This is a genomic window from Streptomyces sp. NBC_00328 (assembly GCF_036139655.1).
Lineage (GTDB): Bacteria > Actinomycetota > Actinomycetes > Streptomycetales > Streptomycetaceae > Streptomyces.
The window spans coordinates 5074333-5094040 of the sequence record NZ_CP108013.1; the positions used below are offsets into that span (position 1 = coordinate 5074333).

General features: G+C 68.3%; 17 protein-coding genes. 8 read left to right on the forward strand and 9 right to left on the reverse strand.

Features of this window, described 5'->3' with window-relative positions:
- Window positions 1-71 precede the first annotated feature (71 nt).
- The 7 genes from OG485_RS22210 (at window position 72) to trxA (ending at window position 9882) form a co-directional block, all read left to right on the forward strand.
- On the forward strand, window positions 72-2513 hold the full coding sequence (locus OG485_RS22210; protein WP_328670264.1) for a DUF6049 family protein: 2442 nt from the start codon (window positions 72-74) through the stop codon (window positions 2511-2513).
- A gap of 46 nt (window positions 2514-2559) precedes the next feature.
- Complete coding sequence (gene murJ / locus OG485_RS22215) at window positions 2560-4794, forward strand: murein biosynthesis integral membrane protein MurJ (RefSeq protein WP_328670266.1); 2235 nt, start codon at window positions 2560-2562, stop codon at window positions 4792-4794.
- A 120-nt stretch (window positions 4795-4914) separates the two neighbouring features.
- Window positions 4915-6630: a protein kinase family protein gene (locus OG485_RS22220; protein ID WP_328670268.1), complete on the forward strand. Its 1716-nt coding sequence runs from the start codon at window positions 4915-4917 to the stop codon at window positions 6628-6630.
- Window positions 6631-6658: 28 nt separating this feature from the next.
- Window positions 6659-7390 carry an RNA polymerase sigma factor SigM gene (gene sigM, locus OG485_RS22225; protein WP_328670269.1) on the forward strand — a complete coding sequence of 244 codons (732 nt, stop codon included), beginning with the start codon at window positions 6659-6661 and terminating at the stop codon, window positions 7388-7390.
- On the forward strand, window positions 7387-8295 hold the full coding sequence (locus tag OG485_RS22230) for an anti-sigma factor family protein (RefSeq protein ID WP_328670270.1): 909 nt from the start codon (window positions 7387-7389) through the stop codon (window positions 8293-8295). The genes sigM and OG485_RS22230 overlap by 4 nt, the downstream gene beginning before the upstream one ends.
- Window positions 8296-8544: 249 nt before the next feature.
- Window positions 8545-9504, forward strand: a complete 960-nt coding sequence (gene trxB, locus OG485_RS22235) for a thioredoxin-disulfide reductase (RefSeq protein WP_328670271.1) — start codon at window positions 8545-8547, stop codon at window positions 9502-9504.
- 45 nt (window positions 9505-9549) lie between these two features.
- Entirely contained in the window at window positions 9550-9882 is a 333-nt protein-coding gene (gene trxA, locus OG485_RS22240; protein WP_328670272.1) for a thioredoxin, read from the forward strand.
- 172 nt (window positions 9883-10054) lie between these two features.
- Here the strand turns inward: trxA and OG485_RS22245 are convergent, their stop codons facing one another.
- From OG485_RS22245 to rpmH, 9 genes are all read right to left on the reverse strand, one after another.
- Window positions 10055-10672: a GNAT family N-acetyltransferase gene (locus OG485_RS22245; protein WP_328670274.1), complete on the reverse strand. Its 618-nt coding sequence runs from the start codon at window positions 10670-10672 to the stop codon at window positions 10055-10057.
- 328 nt (window positions 10673-11000) lie between these two features.
- Entirely contained in the window at window positions 11001-12095 is a 1095-nt protein-coding gene (locus tag OG485_RS22250) for a ParB/RepB/Spo0J family partition protein (protein WP_328670277.1), read from the reverse strand.
- Window positions 12092-13165 (reverse strand): ParA family protein, encoded by a 1074-nt coding sequence (locus OG485_RS22255; protein ID WP_328674590.1) that lies wholly within the window; start codon window positions 13163-13165, stop codon window positions 12092-12094. Before OG485_RS22255 ends, OG485_RS22250 begins: the two co-directional genes overlap by 4 nt.
- A 361-nt stretch (window positions 13166-13526) precedes the next feature.
- Window positions 13527-14243 (reverse strand): 16S rRNA (guanine(527)-N(7))-methyltransferase RsmG, encoded by a 717-nt coding sequence (gene rsmG, locus OG485_RS22260; RefSeq protein WP_328670278.1) that lies wholly within the window; start codon window positions 14241-14243, stop codon window positions 13527-13529.
- A gap of 118 nt (window positions 14244-14361) precedes the next feature.
- Window positions 14362-14871: a Jag family protein gene (locus OG485_RS22265; RefSeq protein WP_328670280.1), complete on the reverse strand. Its 510-nt coding sequence runs from the start codon at window positions 14869-14871 to the stop codon at window positions 14362-14364.
- A gap of 15 nt (window positions 14872-14886) precedes the next feature.
- Complete coding sequence (gene yidC, locus OG485_RS22270; protein ID WP_328670282.1) at window positions 14887-16182, reverse strand: membrane protein insertase YidC; 1296 nt, start codon at window positions 16180-16182, stop codon at window positions 14887-14889.
- Between the two features lie 3 nt (window positions 16183-16185).
- The gene (gene yidD, locus OG485_RS22275) at window positions 16186-16536 is read right to left on the reverse strand and encodes a membrane protein insertion efficiency factor YidD (RefSeq protein WP_326786749.1); all 351 of its coding nucleotides are present in this window, start codon (window positions 16534-16536) and stop codon (window positions 16186-16188) included.
- The gene (gene rnpA, locus OG485_RS22280; RefSeq protein WP_328554536.1) at window positions 16533-16904 is read right to left on the reverse strand and encodes a ribonuclease P protein component; all 372 of its coding nucleotides are present in this window, start codon (window positions 16902-16904) and stop codon (window positions 16533-16535) included. Before rnpA ends, yidD begins: the two co-directional genes overlap by 4 nt.
- 21 nt (window positions 16905-16925) lie before the next feature.
- Complete coding sequence (rpmH, locus tag OG485_RS22285; RefSeq protein ID WP_006381191.1) at window positions 16926-17063, reverse strand: 50S ribosomal protein L34; 138 nt, start codon at window positions 17061-17063, stop codon at window positions 16926-16928.
- Between the two features lie 398 nt (window positions 17064-17461).
- Between rpmH and dnaA the strand changes: the two genes are divergently transcribed.
- Entirely contained in the window at window positions 17462-19477 is a 2016-nt protein-coding gene (gene dnaA / locus OG485_RS22290) for a chromosomal replication initiator protein DnaA (RefSeq protein ID WP_328670359.1), read from the forward strand.
- The last annotated feature ends 231 nt before the right edge of the window (window positions 19478-19708 follow it).

The window sequence follows — 19708 nt, forward strand, 5'->3', positions numbered from 1 at the left end:
AGCGCACCTCGTTACCATGCGTGGACGCACATTCCGACGACCACTGACGACGACGAGGGACGGGCGAGCGCGTGGCCGAGGCGGCAGACTTCCAAGGGACGAGTCCCTCACCTGCCCGCCGGTGGCTCCGGCGCAGCGGGGCACTGCTGGCCGGGGCGCCGCTGCTGGCCGGGCTGCTCCAGCTGCCCTTGAGTACGCCCTCGCAGGCCGCAGAGAAGGCTTCCGCCGCCACTGCCCCAGGATCCCTGGCCACCGCCTCGGGATCGTCCGGCCCTGTGGACGTCAGCCTCGACTCGCTGGCCCCCAGCGTCCCCACCGACGGTGACACGGTCACCGTCTCGGGGTCGGTCACCAACACGGGCAAGCAGACGGTCACCGACGCCCACGTGGGCATCCGGGTGGGGCCGTCCCTGAACACCCGCTCCGCCATCGACACGGTCGCGAAGCGCACCAGCTTCCAGCCGGGCCTCGACACGCTGGAGGTCGGGGGCAAGTACGTCGCCAATGTCACCAAGCTCACCGCGGGCAGCTCGCAGCACTTCAGCATCTCGGTCCCGGTCAAGGATCTCGATCTCGGCTCCGAGGGCGTCTACCAGCTCGGTGTGTCGCTCACGGGCCGGACCACCACTCAGCCGTGGGACCAGGTACTCGGTATCGAGCGGACGTTCCTGCCCTGGCAGCCCGAGGCAGCGGACACGAAGACGAGGACGACGTACCTCTGGCCGCTCGTCTCCACCGTCCACCTCACGGCGGAGACGGGTTCGGACGCCCAGCAGACGCCCGTCTTCAAGAACGACGACCTGGCCAAGGAGATCTCCCCGGGCGGCCGCCTGGACCAGCTCCTGTCGCTGGGCAGCGAGCTCGATGTCACGTGGGTCCTCGACCCGGACCTGCTGGCCTCCGTCGACGCGATGAGGGGCGGTTACCGGATCCAGCAGGAGAACGGCACGACCATCGCCGGGCGGAACCAGGCGGTGGCCAACGCCTGGCTCGACAAGCTGGAGAAGGCGGTCCAGGGCCAGAGCATCGTGGCCCTGCCGTTCGCCGACCCCGACCTCGCGTCGCTGGCCCACCGCGGCAAGGACGTCACCGGTTCCCTGAGCCACCTCAAGGACGCCACCGATGTGGCGGCCGACACGGTGGAGACGATCGTCCATGTGAAGCCGAGCACGGAGTTCGCCTGGCCGGCAGACGGTGCGGTGGACCCGTCGATCATCAAGGTGGCCACGTCGGCCGGCGCGGACAAGGTGATCGCCCGCAGCGACAGCCTGCGCGAGACCGGCGGCCTGTCCTACACGCCCAGCGCCGCCCGCCCCATCGGCGGCGGAACCACGGCGGTGGTCGCCGACGAGCGGCTGTCGACCGCGTTCCAGGGCGACATGCTGAAGGCTGACGCCTCTACGCTCGCCGTCCAGAAGTTCCTCGCGCAGAGCCTGATGATCAACCTCCAGGAGCCGAAGAACGAGCGCAGCATCGTCGTCGCTCCGCAGCGCATGCCCACAGCGAGCCAGGCGCAGTCCATGGCCGAGGCGCTGCGGGCGCTCCAGCAGGGGAACTGGTCACAGTCCCAGGGGCTGACCGAGGCCGCCAAGGCCAAGCCGGACCCCGGCGCCACCACGAAGGTGCCCTCCGCGTCCTCGTACCCGTCGGCGCTGCGCAAGCGGGAGCTGCCGCGCTCGGCGTTCGAGAGGATCCAGGCGACCCAGGCCAAGCTCGACAAGTTCCGGATGATCCTGACCGACGAGTCCCGTGTGGTCACGCCGTTCGGACGGGCCATAGAGCGGGGGATGTCGGCGTCCTGGCGCGGTCGGACCACCGAGGCGGCGTCTTTCCGGCAGGGTGTGGAGACCTACCTCGACGGGCTCATGGGCCTGGTGCATCTCATCCAGAAGTCGGACGCGAAGCTGTCCGGGCGCAGCGCCACGATCCCCGTGACCGTCCAGAACAACCTCGTGCAGGGTGTCGGCCATCTGATGCTGCGTCTCACCTCGCAGCAGCCCACCCGCCTCGAAATCGGCGATGAACCGTACGACGAGCAGCCGATCCAGGTCGCGGGCGAGCACAGCCAGTCGGTCAAGTTCACGACGTCCACCAAGGCCAACGGCCCGGTTCAGGTCGTCGCCCAGCTCTACACGGAGGACGGGCAGCCGTACGGAGACCCGGTTCCCTTCGAGGTGAAGGTCACCGAGATCACCTCCACGGTGATGCTCGTCATCGGCGGCGGCGTCCTGCTTCTCGTGCTCGCCGGTTTCCGGATGTACACGCAGCGTAAGCGCGCGGCGGCCCGGAACGCCGAGGAGGACACGGCGAACGGTCCCGAAGCGGGGGGCGACAGCGAGGTCGCCGAGGGCACCGTGGACACTGACTCCACCGAAGACTCCGAGGCCGGTCCCGAACGGGCTTCCGGTCCGGAGTCCGGGGCAGACGACCCGGAGCAGCCGAGTGACCCGACACCGGACACCGCACCGGAAAGCGCCGACCCGTCCGGCACGGGTGAGAGAGTGGACCGTTGAGCGATGTCGTGGCCGGTGGGCCCGGGGACGATGAGGTGGGGTAACCATGAACGCGCCGTACGACGGTGACCGCGGCCAGGGCGCGGGATCCTCGGGCTACCCCGAGGACCACCCGGACCGGGCCGCGGACCGCTCCGGCTACCCCGAGGGCATGCCGGAGACCGCTCAGATGCCGCCGGGGTCTCCCGCGGACATGTACCTCCAGGACGCCTACGACCAGGATCCGTACAGGGCTCAGGACCTCTCGGCCCAGGACCCGGTGACGGAGGCGCTGTACGACCGTGCCGCGCACCCTCCGCCGGCGCCCGGAACGTACGCCCCCCAGCAGCCGCTGTACGCTCAGCCGCCCGCGTCGCAGTACGCACCCGACCCGCGGCTGTGGGCCCAGACGCCTCCTCCGGAGCCGTCCGGGCCGACGCGTCACCTGCCTTATGGCGACGACGCCCGGACCACCCAGTACGTGGGCGTGGACGATCTGGTCACCCAGGCCGGCGAGGAACAGCACGAGCCCGACGCCTTCGCTCATCTCTTCCGGGATCAGCAGCAGGGTGGCGTCCGTCCTGGCTACGCCTCCCCCGCGGTCCCGGCACCGGCTCCCGAGCCGGCTCCGGCCGCCGCTCAGCCGCCCGCGGCCGTTCCGGCGAAGTCCGGCGGCCGTGCCTCCGGTTTGCTGAAGTCGAGCGCGGTAATGGCGGCGGGCACGCTGGTGTCCCGTCTCACCGGCTTCGTACGGACCATGATCATCACCGCCGCTCTGGGTGCGGCGACACTCGGTGACGCCTGGACGGTCGCCTACACCCTGCCGACGATGATCTACATCCTCACCGTCGGCGGCGGCCTCAACTCGGTCTTCGTGCCCCAGCTCGTGCGGTCCATGAAGGAGGACGACGACGGGGGCGAGGCCTACGCCAACCGCCTGCTGACGCTCGTCATGGTCGCCCTCGGCGTGATCGTCACCGCCGCGGTCTTCATCGCGCCGCTGCTGGTCCAGCTGATGTCGTCGCCCATCGCGAGCGACCCCGCGGCCAACAACGTGGCCGTCACGTTCGCCCGCTACTGCCTGCCCACGATCTTCTTCATGGGCGTGCACGTGGTCATGGGCCAGATCCTCAACGCCCGCGGGAAGTTCGGCGCGATGATGTGGACCCCGGTCCTGAACAACATCGTCATGATCTTCACCTTCGGCATGTTCCTCTGGGTCTACGGCACCGCCCGGAGCTCCGGGATGTCGGTGACCAACATCCCGCCGGACGGCATCCGCCTGCTGGGCATCGGCACCCTGCTCGGTCTGGTCGTCCAGGCCACGGCGATGGTTCCGTATCTGCGCGAGGCCGGCTTCCGGTTCCGTCCGCGCTTCGACTGGCGGGGCCACGGCCTCGGCAAGGCCATCAAGCTCGCCAAGTGGACCGTGCTCTTCGTTCTCGCCAACCAGGCCGGCGTCCTCGTCGTCACGCAGCTGGCCACGGCGGCGGGCAAGGCCTCGGGCAAGAGCGGCGCGGGCATCATGGCCTACGCCAACGCCCAGCTCATCTGGGGCATGCCGCAGGCGATCATCACGGTCTCCGTCATGGCGGCCATGCTTCCGCGGATCTCACGAGCGGCCCACGACGGAGACCCGGGAGCCGTCCGTGACGACATCTCGCAGGGCCTGCGGACCTCGGCCGTCGCGATCGTCCCGGTGGCCTTCATGTTCCTCGCCCTGGGCATCCCCGTGTGCACTCTGCTCTTCGGCTCCAGCGGCCTCGAGTCCGCCGAATCCCAGGGCTACGTCCTCATGGCCTTCGCCCTCGGCCTGATCCCGTTCTCGGTGCAGTACGTGATCCTCCGCGGCTTCTACGCCTACGAGGACACCCGCACGCCGTTCTACAACACGGTCATCGTGGCCGCCGTCAACGCGGCCGCCTCGGCCGTCTGTTACATGATCCTGCCCGCGCAGTGGGCGGTCGTCGGCATGGCCGGCGCGTACGGCCTGGCGTACGCCGTGGGCGTCGGAGTGGCCTGGCAGCGACTGCGCAGGCGGCTGGGCGGCGACCTGGACGGTGCCCGCGTGCTGCGCACGTACGCCCGTCTGTGCCTGGCCTCCGTCCCTGGCGCCGTGGTGGGCGGCACCGTAGGCTTCGCGATCACCCAGGTCCTCGGACATGGCGTGATCGGTTCGATCGCGGCGCTCGTCTTCGGATCGGTCGCCCTGCTCGGTGTCTTCTACGTCGCGGCGCGCAAGATGCGCATCGAAGAACTCAACTCAATGGTCGGAATGGTCCGCGGGCGCCTGGGGCGCTGAGGCGGGGGTACGCGCACAACCATCGTCCGTCGCCGTGTGTCGTGCATAGCGCCGGACTGTGGGCACAATTGGTTTCTGCGTCGGACAGCGCGCGCAATGGATGGGGAGGCAGGGACGACGGTGGCGGAACGGAGCACGGCTGCCGTCGACGTGGCAGACAACAGCGGTGACGAACCGCTGACCGCCAAGGCGGACCAGACCACGTCCGACGGGGTGGCCCTCAACCGGGAGCGGGAAACGGACAGCGAAGAGGCACAGGGGAGCGGCGGGACCGAGGGTCCCGGAAAGGCCTCACCGCCCGAACTGCACAGTGGTCACAAACTCGCCAGGCGTTACCGCCTCGAGGAGTGCGTCACCCGACTGGACGGTTTCAGCAGTTGGCGCGCGATGGACGAGAAACTCCGTCGCGCCGTCGGGGTGCACCTGCTGCCCGCCGATCATCCGCGTGCCCGCTCCGTACTGGCGGCGGCCCGTTCCTCCGCCCTGCTGGGCGATCCCCGGTTCGTCCAGGTCCTGGACGCGGTCGAGGAGAACGATCTCGTCTACGTGGTGCACGAGTGGCTGCCGGACGCCACGGAACTCACGGCTCTCCTCGCTTCGGGTCCCCTCGAGGTGCACGAGGCCTACCAGATGGTCAGTCAGGTCTCTGGGGCCATGGCCGCCGCACACCGCGAGGGCCTCGCCCATCTCAAGCTGACCCCGGGCGCCGTGCTGCGCACGTCCACCGGGCAGTGGCGCATCCGCGGGCTCGCCGTGAACGCGGCGCTGCGCGGCATCAGTTCGGACACCCCGCAGCGCACCGATACGGAAGCGATCGGCGCACTCCTGTACGCCGCCCTCACCCAGCGCTGGCCGTACGAGAGCGATGCCTACGGCCTGTCAGGGCTGCCCAAGGGCGTCGGTCTCATCGCACCCGACCAGGTACGTGCCGGGGTCCACCGGGGCCTGTCGGAGCTCGCCATGCGCGCGCTCGCCAACGACGGTGCGACCGCCTCCCGCCACGAGTCCCCGTGCACCACGCCGGAGGAGCTCGTGAAGGCGGTCAGCGAGGTGCCCCGCATCCGCCCGCCGGAGCCCGCCTTCACCGCACCGCCCGAGTACCAGCGCACGACGTACCAGCAGGGCACGTACGGGCGTCAGTCGCCGCGTCCCGGCGCCACCCAGCCCTTGCCGACTCCGCCGCCTCCGCTGCAGAGCCGTACCGGAACGGCCCTGAAGTGGGCCGTGTCGGCTCTCCTCATCGCCGCACTGGGCCTGGGCAGTTGGCAGCTCGCGGACGCGCTGATCGACCACGACAAGCCCGACGACACCAAGCAGACCCAGACGACGGACGGCAACGAGAAGGGCGACGACAAGACCAAGCCGGTCAAGCCGATCGCCATCAAGGACGCGCAGGAGTACCTGGTCGACGGCTCTGCCCAGGCAGCCGACGACGTGGACAAGACCTATGACGGCAACAGCACCACGTTCTGGCGCACGAAGAAGTACCTCGAAGGACCCAAGCTGGCGCCGTACAAGCCCGGTGTGGGCATCGTCTACGACCTGGGCTCGGCCCAGACGCTCAAGAACGCCTCGATAGGGCTTCGCTATCCGGGGAACCACACCACGATCCACCTGTACGCCGCCGACGCGCTGTCTCCCTCGACGTCCGTCGACGGCATGAAGGAGATCGGTTCCGCCACCACGAGCGGCACCGCCCTGGACGTGAAGGCGTCTAGGTCGTTGAAGACGCAGTACGTGCTGCTGTGGATCACCGATGTGCCGAACGCTCCCAGCGACGGCTACAGCGGCGCCGGCTGGAAGCAGGCGCTCACGGACGTGAAGTTCACCGGCTGACGCTTGTCGACGGAGGGGAGGGGGTTCGATGGCCGATGAAGCCGCACAGGGTGAAACAAGCGATCAGGACCTCCTGGCCCGCCACGTCGAAGGCGATCCAGACGCCTTCGGTGAGCTTGTACGACGCCATCGCGACCGCCTGTGGGCGGTGGCTCTCCGGACGCTGGGAGACCGCGAGGAGGCCGCTGACGCGGTCCAGGACGCGCTCGTCTCGGCCTATCGGGCCGCCCACACCTTCCGGGGCCAGTCGGCCGTCACGACCTGGCTGCACCGCATCACGGTGAACGCCTGCCTGGACCGAGCCCGCAAGGCCGCTTCCAGGAAGACGTCCCCCGTCGATGACACCCAGCGCCTGGAGCAGCTTCTCGAACCGCACGAGTCCGCCGCCGCTCCGGCCGAACGCAACGATCTCCACCGCGAGCTCATAGCCGCCCTGGGCACGCTCCCCGCCGACCAGCGCGCCGCCCTCGTCCTGGTGGACATGCAGGGCTACCCCGTGGCGGAAGCGGCCCACATCCTCGATGTGCCGACCGGCACGGTGAAGAGCCGCTGTGCACGCGGCAGAGCCAGACTGCTTCCCCTGCTCGCCCATCTCCGCAAGGAGAACCCGGGCGACGAGGAGACGAAGAAGTCGGGCGGCGGACGGAACCGGACGCAGGGGACATCCGTCCCACCCGCAGCGGGACCTCACGTGTCGGGTTCCCACGACGCGGGGCCAAGCGATTCAGCTGCTGTGAAGGGCGGAGGTGGGCGGGCGTGACATCCACGACGGACAAGGCCGAGCACCCGGACGTCGCGGAAATCTCCGACCTCACCGAGGGTCTGCTCTCGCCTGCCCGTACCGAGGACGTGCGACAACACCTCGATGGGTGCGCGCTCTGCACGGACGTGTACGACTCCCTGGAGGAGATCCGCAGCCTTCTCGGCACCCTGCCGGGCCCCGCGCGCATGCCCGACGATGTCGCCGAACGCATCGATGCCGCCCTGGCCGCGGAAGCCCTGCTGAGCGCCACGGCTCCCGATGAGGCACCCGATGCCGGAGCCGACCGTGCTCATGTTTCACGTGAAACGTCGACTGCCACCAGCCCTTCAGGACATCCTCGTGGGGTCACCGGCCCCGGTCGCTCCCACCGAGCACGTCGTGGCCGCCGCAGGACCGCCCTCCTCGGCACCGCCTTCGCGGCCGCGGCACTGGGGCTGGGCGCGATCCTCGTTCAGTCCCTGGACGGCGACGGCTCCGGCAAGACCCCCCAGACGGCAACCCAGCACGAGTCGGGGTCACGGACTGCCTTCTCCGAGCAGACCCTGAAGGGCGAGGTCTCGGACCTTCTCGCGAAGAACAAGAAGTCAGGTCACGGCTCGCCTAGTGCCAAGCCCTGGGGTGTCGAGTCAGAGGACGCCGGAACCGACTCGGGCGGCGTGAAGACCTTGATCACCCCCACACCCGCGGTTCCCCAGTGTGTCGAGCAGGGGACCGGAGACCCCGGGGTGCTACTCGCCGCCGAGGAGGGCTCGTTCAAGGAGAGGACGGTCTATCTCCTCGTGGTGTCCGATGCTTCCGACACCGCGAAGGTCACGGCCTACATCGTCGACGCCTCCTGCGAGAAACAGTCCTCTCCGTCGCCCGGCAAGCTCCTGCTGACCCGGTCGTACGCGCGTTCCTGAACTCACCTGTCGCCGACTCTCCGGCACATCGGCCACGACCGTCCCGAGCGTCCCATCAGCACGCCCTGCCGCTGTGAAGCACAGAGGTCTCTCGCCCGGACGCCCCTTGGCGTCTCCGTCCGGCACCCGGTGTCCGTGTGCCCTGACACAGCGGGAATTGAAGCCCCTTAGGATCCGTTGGGTGGGGTGAGAGTACTGACAGATGCTCCCACCGGTACGCAGCAGTCTCCAGAGACGAGGAATCAAGCCGTGAGCGACGTCCGTAACGTGATCATCATCGGGTCTGGGCCCGCCGGCTACGCGGCGGCGCTCTACACCGCGCGCGCGTCGCTGAAGCCGCTGGTCTTCGAAGGCGCCGTCACCGCGGGCGGTGCGCTGATGAACACCACCGAGGTCGAGAACTTCCCCGGCTTCCAGGACGGCATCATGGGCCCCGAGCTCATGGACAACATGCGCGCCCAGGCCGAGCGCTTCGGTGCCGAGCTGGTCCCGGACGATGTCGTCGCCGTCGACCTGTCGGGCGAGATCAAGACGGTCACGGACACCGCCGGCACCGTGCACCGTGCCAAGGCCGTGATCGTCACGACGGGCTCGCAGCACCGCAAGCTCGGTCTCCCCAACGAGGACGCCCTCTCCGGGCGTGGCGTCTCCTGGTGCGCGACCTGTGACGGCTTCTTCTTCAAGGACCACGACATCGCCGTCATCGGCGGTGGCGACACCGCGATGGAGGAGGCCACCTTCCTCTCGCGCTTCGCCAAGTCCGTCACCATCGTTCACCGCCGGGACAGCCTCCGGGCCTCCAAGGCGATGCAGGAGCGTGCCTTCGCGGACCCGAAGATCAAGTTCATCTGGGACAGCGAGGTCGCCGAGATCAAGGGCGACCCGAAGCTGGCCGGTCTGACGCTGCGCAACCTCAAGACCGGCGAGACCTCGGAGCTCCCGGTGACCGGTCTGTTCATCGCGATCGGCCACGACCCGCGCACCGAGCTCTTCAAGGGTCAGCTCGACCTGGACGGCGAGGGCTACCTGAAGGTCGCCGCGCCTTCGACCCGTACCAACGTGACCGGTGTCTTCGGCGCCGGTGACGTCGTCGACCACACCTACCGTCAGGCGATCACCGCGGCCGGTACCGGCTGCTCCGCCGCCCTCGACGCCGAGCGCTACCTCGCGGCCCTTGCCGACAGCGAGACCGCGGCCGCCACCGCCTGATCACCCCAGCTCTCCCCACCGCACCAACAAGTTAAGGAGCCCGCCGTGGCCGGCACCCTCAAGAACGTGACCGACGACTCCTTCGAGCAGGACGTCCTCAAGAGCGACAAGCCCGTCCTGGTGGACTTCTGGGCCGCCTGGTGCGGTCCCTGCCGCCAGATCGCCCCGTCACTCGAGGCCATCGCCGCCGAGCACGGAGACAAGATCGAGATCGTCAAGCTCAACATCGACGAGAACCCGGCGACGGCCGCCAAGTACGGCGTCATGTCGATCCCGACCCTGAACGTCTACCAGGGTGGCGAGGTCGCCAAGACCATCGTCGGAGCGAAGCCGAAGGCCGCGATCGTGCGCGACCTGGAGGACTTCATCACCGAGTAGTCGGCGACGGTGCCGTACAGGCGCCGTGTGTTTCACGTGAAACACGAATGGGCCAGCCCGAGCGGGCTGGCCCATTCGCTTTCCCGGGGGATGCCGGGCGTTGAGCCGAGGACGCCGGGCCGATGGAAGGACGCGTCGGTCCCGGAACACGAACGGTGCGGGCGGCCGCCCCTCACAAAGGACGGAGCGCAGGCTCCTTCTGCACGGCTCCGAGAAGCCGGTCCAGCGCCAACTCCACGTCTTCCTTCCAGGAGAGCGCCGTCCGCAGTTCCAGCCTCAGGCGAGGATGCCTGGGGTGAGGGCGCACGGTCTTGAAGCCCACCGCGACGAGATGGTCGGCGGGGAGCACACAGGCGGGTTCTTTCCACCGGGCGTCTCCGAAGGCCTCGATCGCCTTGAATCCCCGACGGAGCAGGTCCTTGGCCACTGTCTGGACCAGCACCCGGCCCAACCCTTGTCCCTGATAGCCCGGCATGATGAACGAGGTCATGAGCTGAACCGCGTCCGGCGCTACGGGGCTTGTGGGAAACGCCGTGGAGCGGGGGACGTAGGCTGGCGGCGCGTAGAGCACATAGCCCACCGGCACATCGTCCACGTAGGCGACTCGGCCGCAGGATCCCCAGTCCAGCAGAACCGAGGAGATCCACGCCTCCTTCTCCAGGGCGCTCGTACCCGCCTTTACCGCGGCTTCACCGCGGACAGGATCCAGTTCCCAGAAGACGCACGCCCGACAGCGCTGGGGAAGGTCCTGAAGGTTGTCCAGCGTGAGCGGTACGAGCCGACGCCCCATGAAGGCTGTTCCTCGCTTCCTTCGCCCGCGGCGTCACGGGCGGCTGTCAGATGGCTCCGCTCTCTGAGCAGGCTGCCGACGAACCCGCCGACCGCTCCCAGACCCAGACCTGCGGTCACCAGTCCGGTACGGCTCACGCTCTGCATGACCCCTGCCTCCCCGATGAAGGTGCTGCCAGGTGGTTGCGCCATACCCATCGCATCGTATCCACGATGCGATTCCATCGATACCGCCAGAAAGCAAAGAGCGGGCCGTATTCCGGCACACGCCGGACACGGCCCGCTCTTCTGGTGAACCCGATCGGACATCGGGCCATCAGAAAGCCGTCTCAGCTTTCCGCGTCGTCGGAGTCGTCGTCCAGAAGGCTCTTCTGAAGCACCGGACCCTCTCCCGGGGCGAGGGAACCGAGGATGCGCTCAAGGTCTTCCATCGAAGCGAACTCGACAGTGATCTTGCCCTTCTTCTGCCCCAGGTCGACCTTCACCCGGGTCTCGAAGCGGTCCGAGAGACGGGTGGCCAGATCACTCAGCGCCGGAGAGAGCCGACTGCCGGCCCGCGGCCCCTTGGAGCGCTGAGCCGCCTGAGGGCGGGACCCCATGAGGGTCACGATCTCCTCCACGGCCCGCACCGAGAGTCCCTCGGCGACGATGCGGTGAGCCAGGCGGTCCTGCTCCTCCGAGTCGTCGACGGCGAGGAGTGCCCGCGCATGCCCCGCGGAGAGAACTCCGGCAGCCACACGACGCTGAACCGACGGGGAGAGCTTCAGCAGACGCAGGGTGTTGGAGACCTGAGGACGTGACCGTCCGATCCGGTCCGCCAACTGGTCGTGCGTGCAGTTGAAGTCCTTGAGCAGCTGGTCGTAGGCCGCCGCCTCTTCCAGCGGGTTCAGCTGAGCCCGGTGGAGGTTCTCCAGGAGCGCGTCCAGGAGAAGCTTCTCGTCCTCCGTGGCTCGCACGATCGCAGGAATGGCCTCGAGCCCCGCCTCACGGCAAGCCCGGAAACGGCGCTCTCCCATGATGAGCTCGTAGCGCCCGGAACCGACCTGGCGCACGACGACCGGCTGGAGGAGTCCGACCTCCTTGATGGAGGTGACCAGCTCGGCGAGAGCGTCCTCGTCGAAGATCTCACGCGGCTGCCGCGGATTCGGCGTGATGGTGTCGAGGGGCAGCTCGGCGAAGTGGGCGCCGACGGGAGCCTGAAGCGTCTCCAGTGATCCGTTCGACGACACCTCCTCCGTTTCATGTGAAACAGACGGCAGCGTGGTCACCTTCGCCGCAGCCACCCCGCGCTCCGCCGTGAGCACGGGACCGGCGGTCGACGAGGAGGGTGCCCCACTCGCCGAAACACCGGGCCGCTCACCTGTCGGAGCCGCAGGGATCAGCGCACCCAGGCCCCGCCCCAGACCCCGTCGTCGGTCGCTCACTGGATCCCCTCCACCATGTTCTGATCGTTCTGTCCGCCCACATGGGCATGTTGCGCGTCGTACGCCACTCCGACTCCTCGCAGGGCGATTTCGCGCGCGGCCTCAAGATACGAGAGAGCACCGCTCGAACCCGGATCGTAGGTCAGAACCGTCTGCCCGTAACTCGGGGCCTCCGAAATACGCACCGAACGCGGAATGCTCGTCCGCAGCACCTCCTTGCCGAAGTGACTGCGCACCTCCTCCGCGACCTGGGACGCGAGGCGGGTCCGGCCGTCGTACATGGTGAGCAGAATCGTCGAGACGTGCAGGTCGGGATTGAGGTGCCCGCGTACCAGGTCGACGTTGCGCAGGAGTTGCCCCAGGCCTTCGAGCGCGTAGTACTCGCACTGGATGGGGATGAGCACTTCCGCGCCGGCGACCAGAGCGTTGACCGTCAGCAGGCCGAGCGACGGCGGGCAGTCGATGAGGATGTAGTCCAGCGGCTGCTCATACGCCAGGATCGCTCGTTCCAGCCTGCTCTCACGGGCCACCAGCGACACCAACTCGATCTCCGCACCGGCGAGATCGATGGTGGCGGGGGCACAGAAGAGGCCCTCGACATCAGGGACCGGCTGAACGACCTCGGAGAGCGGCCTGCTGTCGATCAGCACGTCGTAGATCGATGGAACCTCTGCGTGGTGGTCGATCCCCAGCGCCGTGGAGGCATTGCCCTGAGGGTCGAGGTCGATCACCAGGACCCGGGCGCCGTGCAGGGCCAGCGAAGCGGCAAGGTTGACCGTGGTCGTGGTCTTACCCACCCCGCCCTTCTGGTTGGCGACCACCATGACTCGGGTCTGCTCGGGCCGTGGCAGGCCCTCACCGGCGCGTCCTAGCGCCTCCACAGCCAGTTGGGCAGCACGACCGATGGGAGTGTCGTCCATCGGGGGCGGTGTTTCACGTGAAACATCCTCCCCCATCGACTCGGTACGGGGACCGGGGACCGGATCGGTCATCGGTCCCGCGATGTTGGCGTCGGACCGCAAGGATTCACTCTCCTCGACTTCAGGCTCGCAATGAACAGAGCCTCCCATGCCATTGGGGTCGTGAACCAGCGAGGCCCGTTCTTCTGTGGAGAAATCCACCTCTGTGGACAACTCCACACCCCCTCCGAGTGACCCGAGGGGCCTCCGATCGCGGGGTTCGGCCGCAGCTCGGCCGCGACTGATGATGCCGTGCAACAGTGAGCGACGTTTCACGTGAAACACGATGCCGAGCCGCTCGGGTCATCGCGGCGCGACACTCCGATACATGCAGGTTTGTCAGCTTTTGTCGAATAAGCCTCGCCATCGAGACCGATCCCATCGGAGTGAGAAACAACTCCTGACCCCGAACGAAAAACTCCCGGCCCTCTCGCGAGAGAACCGGGAGTAGTGATGCTCACCTCGACGAGGATCAGCGCCGGCGGCGCGTCCGGCCCGTCCTGGCGGCCTTGGCCCGCTTCGCCGCGAAGCGCACACCGCCGGGGCTCTCGCCGACCTCCACCCGCACCACGGTGGACATCGGATCCACGATGCCCTCACCGACATGGAGGATGGAGGTCTCCACGGCACCGAGCTTGCTCAGCGCCGTGGCAGAGGCCTTGAGCTCCTCCTCGGCCGTGTCGCCCTTGAGGGCCAGCATCTCGCCGTACGGGCGCAGTAGCGGGATACCCCACGCCGCCAGCCGGTCGAGCGGAGCGACCGCCCTGGCGGTCACCACGTGAACCGGATGGAGCTTGCCCATGACTTCCTCGGCGCGGCCGCGTACGACGGTCACATGGTCGAGACCGAGCAGTTCCACGACCTCGGTGAGGAAATTGGTCCGGCGCAGCAGGGGCTCAAGCAATGTGATCTTGAGGTCCTCCCGGACGAGCGCCAAGGGAATGCCGGGCAGCCCCGCACCGGAGCCGACGTCGCATACGGTCACGCCCTCGGGCACGACCTCCGAGAGCACCGCGCAGTTCAGCAGGTGCCGCTCCCACAGCCGGGGCACTTCCCGCGGGCCGATCAGCCCACGCTGTACTCCCGCCTCGGCCAGCAGTTCCGCGTACCGGACCGCATCCGCGAAGCGATCACCGAATACCTCGCGCGCCTGCTCGGGCGCGGGGGGAAGCTCCGCTGCCTCCGTCACGGGGGACCGTCCTTCCGTACCGCTTGAGCGCACTGAGCGCTGATCACCAGGACTATCAGGCTGACAAAATTCGGCCCCGTCTGCGCAACAGACGGGGCCGAAGGAACGTACGTACCGATCAGGCGGGGAGCACGACGACGAAGCGCTGCGGCTCCTCGCCCTCGGACTCGCTGCGCAGGCCGGCGGCCTTGACCGCGTCGTGCACGACCTTGCGCTCGAAGGGCGTCATCGGGTCCATCTTGACCGGCTCACCGGAGCTCTTGACCTCGGCGGCGGCCTTGGCGCCCAGCTCGGAGAGCTCCTCGCGCTTCTTGGCACGGAATCCCCCGATGTCCAGCATCAGCCGGCTGCGGTCCCCGGTCTCCCGGTGCACGGCCAGGCGCGTGAGCTCCTGGAGCGCTTCCAGCACCTCGCCGTCGCGGCCGACCAGCTTCTGCAGGTCTCGGCCGCCCGAGTCGCTGATGATCGAGACAGCGGCGCGGTCGGCCTCGACGTCCATGTCGATGTCGCCGTCGAGATCGGCGATGTCGAGCAGACCCTCGAGGTAGTCCGCCGCGATCTCGCCCTCCTGCTCCAGGCGGGTCAGGGTGTCGCCCTCAGCGGCGGCGGAGGTGGTGCCTTCCGTCACGGGATGGACTCCTTCTTACTTCTTGGACGGGGACTTGGGCCGCTGCGGGCCCTTGCGCTGTCCGGACTGGGCCTTGCTGCGGGTACCGGTGCCGGGCTTGCTACCGCTTCCAGAGGCCGGCTTCGCGGCGGAGGAGGGCTTGGCATCCTGCGGCTCGTCGGACTTGCTCAGCGACGTCTTCGGCTCCGCGTCGTCCGCCGGCGCACTGGACGCCGCACCCGACTGACGCTGTGCCTTGGTCTGGCGCTTCGGCTGCTGACGCTTGGGAACGGCGGCCGCGGTGGTCGTGGTGCCGTCCTCGGACTCGACGACCGTCGTGTTCTCGCCGGCCGCCACGAGGCCGTCGGGCTGCGCCACGAGACCCGCCTTGGTCAGGCCGTTGATGAATTTGCGCTCGAACTCGTTGCGGTCGCGGCCCTTGGCGACGATGGCCTTGACGATCGCCTTCTCGCCGCGTCCGCGGGTCTTGCCGTGCTGCGTGACGTGCTTCTGCAGGCGCTCCAGGTACGCGGCCTGAGCCTTCGAGCCCGGGGTCGGGTTGTTGCGGATGACGTACATCTGCTGGCCCATGGTCCACACGTTGGTGGTCAGCCAGTAGACGAGGACACCGACCGGGAAGTTGATGCCGAAGACGGCGAACATGACCGGGAAGACGTACATCAGCATCTTCTGCTGCTGCATGAAGGGCGTCTTCACCGTGGTGTCGACGTTCTTCGTCATGAGCTGACGCTGGGTGTAGAACTGCGAACCCGACATCAGCACGATCATGATCGCGGTGACGACACGGACGTCGGTCAGTGTGGCACCGAGCTGAGCGACCTTCTCGGCGCTGTCCGTGAACTTCGCCGCGAGCGGGGCGCCGAAGATGTGCGCCTGACGAGCGCTGGCGAGCAGATCCTCGTTGATGACGCCGATCGTCTTGCCCGTGGCGATGGCGTTGAGCACGTGGTACAGCGCGAAGAAGAACGGCGACTGGGCCAGGATGGGAAGGCACGAGGAGAGCGGGTTGGTACCCGTCTCCTTGTACAGCTTCATCATCTCTTCGGACTGGCGCTGCTTGTCGTTCTTGTAGCGCTCCTGGATCTTCTTCATCTCGGGCTGCAGGGTCTGCATGGCCCGAGTGGCCTTGATCTGCTTCACGAAGAGCGGGATCAGGCAGATACGGATCAGGATCACCAGGGAAACGATGGACAAGCCCCAGGCCCAGCCCGTGTCGGGACCGAAGATCTTCCCGTACACGGCGTGGAACTGGACGATGACCCAGGAAACGGGTGTCGTGATGAAGCTGAAAAGGCCGGCAATCGTGTCCACTAATCAAGCTCCTTGAGCATGGGACGGGGTCTCAGCGGCCGGGCTCGGGGCAGTGGTGTCCCCGGTGGCCGGTTCGGCGGAGGTCCCGCCCTTGCGTGCACGCCAGGCGTTACGCAGCAATTCGTGCCACCGCGGTCGCTTGCGTTGCGGAACATGGTCCACACCGCCCAGCGACCACGGATTGCACCGGAGGATGCGCCAGGCGGTGAGTGCCGTTCCCTTGATCGCACCGTGCCGGTCGATGGCTGTGTAGCCGTATCGGGAGCACGACGGGTAGTACTTGCAGACCGGCCCGAGCAACGGGCTGATCGTCCACTGGTACAGCTTGATGAGAGCAAGCAGTGGGTACTTCATCGCGCGCCCCCTCCCAGCAGCCGCTGCAGGGCGGCATCCAGGTCTCGGGCCAGCTGTTCATGGTCGGCGTCACCCGCACCGGGCAGCGCTCGTACGACTACCAGGCTACCGGGGGGCAACAGGGCGACTCGGTCGCGCATCAGATGGCGAAGTCTGCGCTTCACCTTGTTGCGTACGACGGCTCCGCCCACGGCTTTGCTCACGACGAAACCCGCACGCGTCGAGGGAGCGCTCTCCCCAGGCGCGTGCGGGTCCGTTGCACCGCTACGTAGATGGACGACGAGAAGCGGGCGTCCGGCCCGGCGTCCTCGGCGTACCGCGGTCGCGAAGTCTTCGCGCCGCCTCAGCCGATGCTCGGTAGGCAGCACGAGATCATGACCTGTAAGTAATCAGGCGGACAGGCTGGCGCGACCCTTGCCACGGCGGTTCGCGAGAATCGCGCGGCCGGCACGGGTGCGCATCCGCAGGCGGAAGCCGTGGGTCTTGGCGCGACGACGGTTGTTCGGCTGGAAAGTGCGCTTGCTCACTAGGGGGCTCCAGAAAGAATCGGTGGTGGCGGGGTGCCGCCCTGGCTGTCACCGTGCGCCCACGAGGAAACTCGCATTACGCCCGAGTGCACCGCTTCCCGATCACGCTTCGCGATCTGTGCCCATCGGAGGCAGGCGGCAGCAGCCATCGACAACTCGACCTGGTTACGGTACGCGCGGCTACGCCATCCGGTCAAACCAACCGCCGACGGGGGACACTGTCCACAGGCTGGGGACAACAACTTGAACCGTACCCGTCGCCCTGACTACCGTGGCTGAACTCCGTTTCGTTCCCTTCTCGCCGCCCCAGCGGTTTTGTTCCCCCCGCCCCAAGCGACTGACTTCCCAACCTGTTCCCAGAACCACACGTTCATGGGACCCGTGAGAGAGCGTGCCCCGTGGCTGACGTACCTGCCGATCTTGCCGCAGTGTGGCCACGCGTACTGGAACAACTTCTGGGCGAAGGCCGCGGACAGGGTGTCGAGGTGAAGGACGAACACTGGATCAAGCGGTGCCAGCCCTTGGCCCTGGTGGCGGACACCGCTCTGCTCGCCGTCCCCAACGAGTTCGCCAAGAACGTACTGGAAGGCCGTCTCGCTCCGATCGTGAGCGAGACGCTGAGCCGTGAGTGCGGGCGCCCCATCCGCATCGCCATCACGGTCGACGACTCCGCGGGCGAGCCCTCCATGCCCGCGCCGCCCCGCTACGAGGAGCCCGAGCTCCCCGCCGGACCGGTCCAGGGCCGTGACCCCTACGAGGGCCAGGGCCGCGACGACCGCGGCGGCTACGACAGCGGCGCGTACGACGGCACACAGGCCCGGGACGACCGCGGGGGGTACGAGGGCCAGGGACGGGAGGACCGCGGCGGCTACGACGCCGGCCAGGGCCGTGACGACCGCGGCACGTACGAGCCGCAGGGCCGCGACGACCGCGCTCCGTACAACTCCCGCCGCGACGGATACGAGGGCTACGGCCGCCACCGCGCCGACGACCACCGCGGCGGCCGCGCCGAACCGATGCCCGGTGCCCCGGGCGACCAGCTGCCGACCGCCCGTCCCGCGTACCCGGACTACCAGCGCCCGGAGCCGGGTGCCTGGCCGCGCCACTCCCAGGACGACTACGGCTGGCAGCAGCAGCGCCTCGGCTTCCCCGAGCGGGACCCCTACGCCTCGCCGCCGCAGGACTACCGGCCCCAGTCGGTGGAGCGCTCGCCCTACGAGCAGCAGCGCCAGGACTACGACCAACGCTCCGACCGCCGCGATCTGCCGGACCCCTCCGACAGCGGTCAGGGACGCAGGGGCGGCCCCTCGCTGCCGTCCATGGGCGGTGCCCCCGGGTCGAAGTCCGCGCAGCCCGCGCCGACGCCCGGCCCGGGCGAGCCCACCGCGCGGCTGAACCCGAAGTACCTCTTCGACACGTTCGTGATCGGCGCCTCGAACCGCTTCGCGCACGCCGCCGCCGTGGCCGTCGCCGAGGCACCCGCGAAGGCGTACAACCCCCTCTTCATCTATGGGGAGTCGGGGCTCGGCAAGACGCACCTGCTGCACGCGATCGGGCACTATGCGCGCAGCCTCTATCCGGGCACCCGGGTGCGGTACGTGAGCTCGGAGGAGTTCACCAACGAGTTCATCAACTCCATCCGCGACGGCAAGGGCGACAGCTTCCGCAAGCGGTACCGGGAGATGGACATCCTGCTCGTCGACGACATCCAGTTCCTCGCGGACAAGGAGTCGACGCAGGAGGAGTTCTTCCACACCTTCAACACGCTCCACAACGCGAACAAACAGATCGTGCTCTCCAGCGACCGGCCGCCCAAGCAGTTGGTCACCCTGGAGGACCGGCTGCGCAACCGCTTCGAGTGGGGTCTGATCACCGACGTCCAGCCGCCCGAGCTGGAGACCCGTATCGCCATCCTTCGCAAGAAGGCGGTGCAGGAGCAGCTCAACGCCCCGCCGGAGGTGCTGGAGTTCATCGCGTCCCGGATCTCGCGCAACATCCGCGAGCTGGAGGGCGCGCTGATCCGGGTGACGGCGTTCGCGTCGCTCAACCGGCAGCCGGTGGACCTCGGTCTGACGGAGATCGTCCTCAAGGACCTGATCCCCGGTGGCGAGGACTCGGCCCCCGAGATCACCGCGACCGCGATCATGGCGGCCACGGCCGACTACTTCGGCCTCACGGTGGACGATCTGTGCGGGTCCTCGCGCAGCCGCGTCCTGGTGACGGCACGGCAGATCGCCATGTACCTGTGCCGTGAGCTCACCGATCTGTCACTGCCGAAGATCGGCGCGCAGTTCGGCGGCCGCGACCACACGACCGTGATGCACGCGGACCGCAAGATCCGCGCGCTGATGGCCGAGCGCCGCTCCATCTACAACCAGGTCACCGAACTCACGAACCGCATCAAGAACGGCTGACGGAGGCCGGCGCCGACCGGCGCCGGCCATGCCCGAAGGGCGCCCAGGGACATCGTCCCTGGGCGCCCTTCGCCGTTCCCGCCCACCTTTCCGGGCCACCCGTTTCCCGGGCCGCGCTCGGGCACCGAAAGGTCGGGGCCGGGCCGAGGACCGCGCGCCCGGCGACGTCCGAGGCACTCCCCGAGGGCTCCGGAGACCCTTCTCGAGGGTTCCGGGGCCGTGTTCCGAGGG

Excerpts from the sequence above, each read along its gene's own strand:
- yidD (WP_326786749.1), bottom strand. The coding sequence starts at position 16,536 with ATGAAGTACCCACTGCTTGCTCTCATCAAGCTGTACCAGTGGACGATC.
- OG485_RS22255 (WP_328674590.1), bottom strand. The coding sequence starts at position 13,165 with ATGGGAGGCTCTGTTCATTGCGAGCCTGAAGTCGAGGAGAGTGAATCC.
- sigM (WP_328670269.1), top strand. The coding sequence starts at position 6,659 with ATGGCCGATGAAGCCGCACAGGGTGAAACAAGCGATCAGGACCTCCTG.
- OG485_RS22245 (WP_328670274.1), bottom strand. The coding sequence starts at position 10,672 with ATGGGGCGTCGGCTCGTACCGCTCACGCTGGACAACCTTCAGGACCTT.
- murJ (WP_328670266.1), top strand. The coding sequence starts at position 2,560 with ATGAACGCGCCGTACGACGGTGACCGCGGCCAGGGCGCGGGATCCTCG.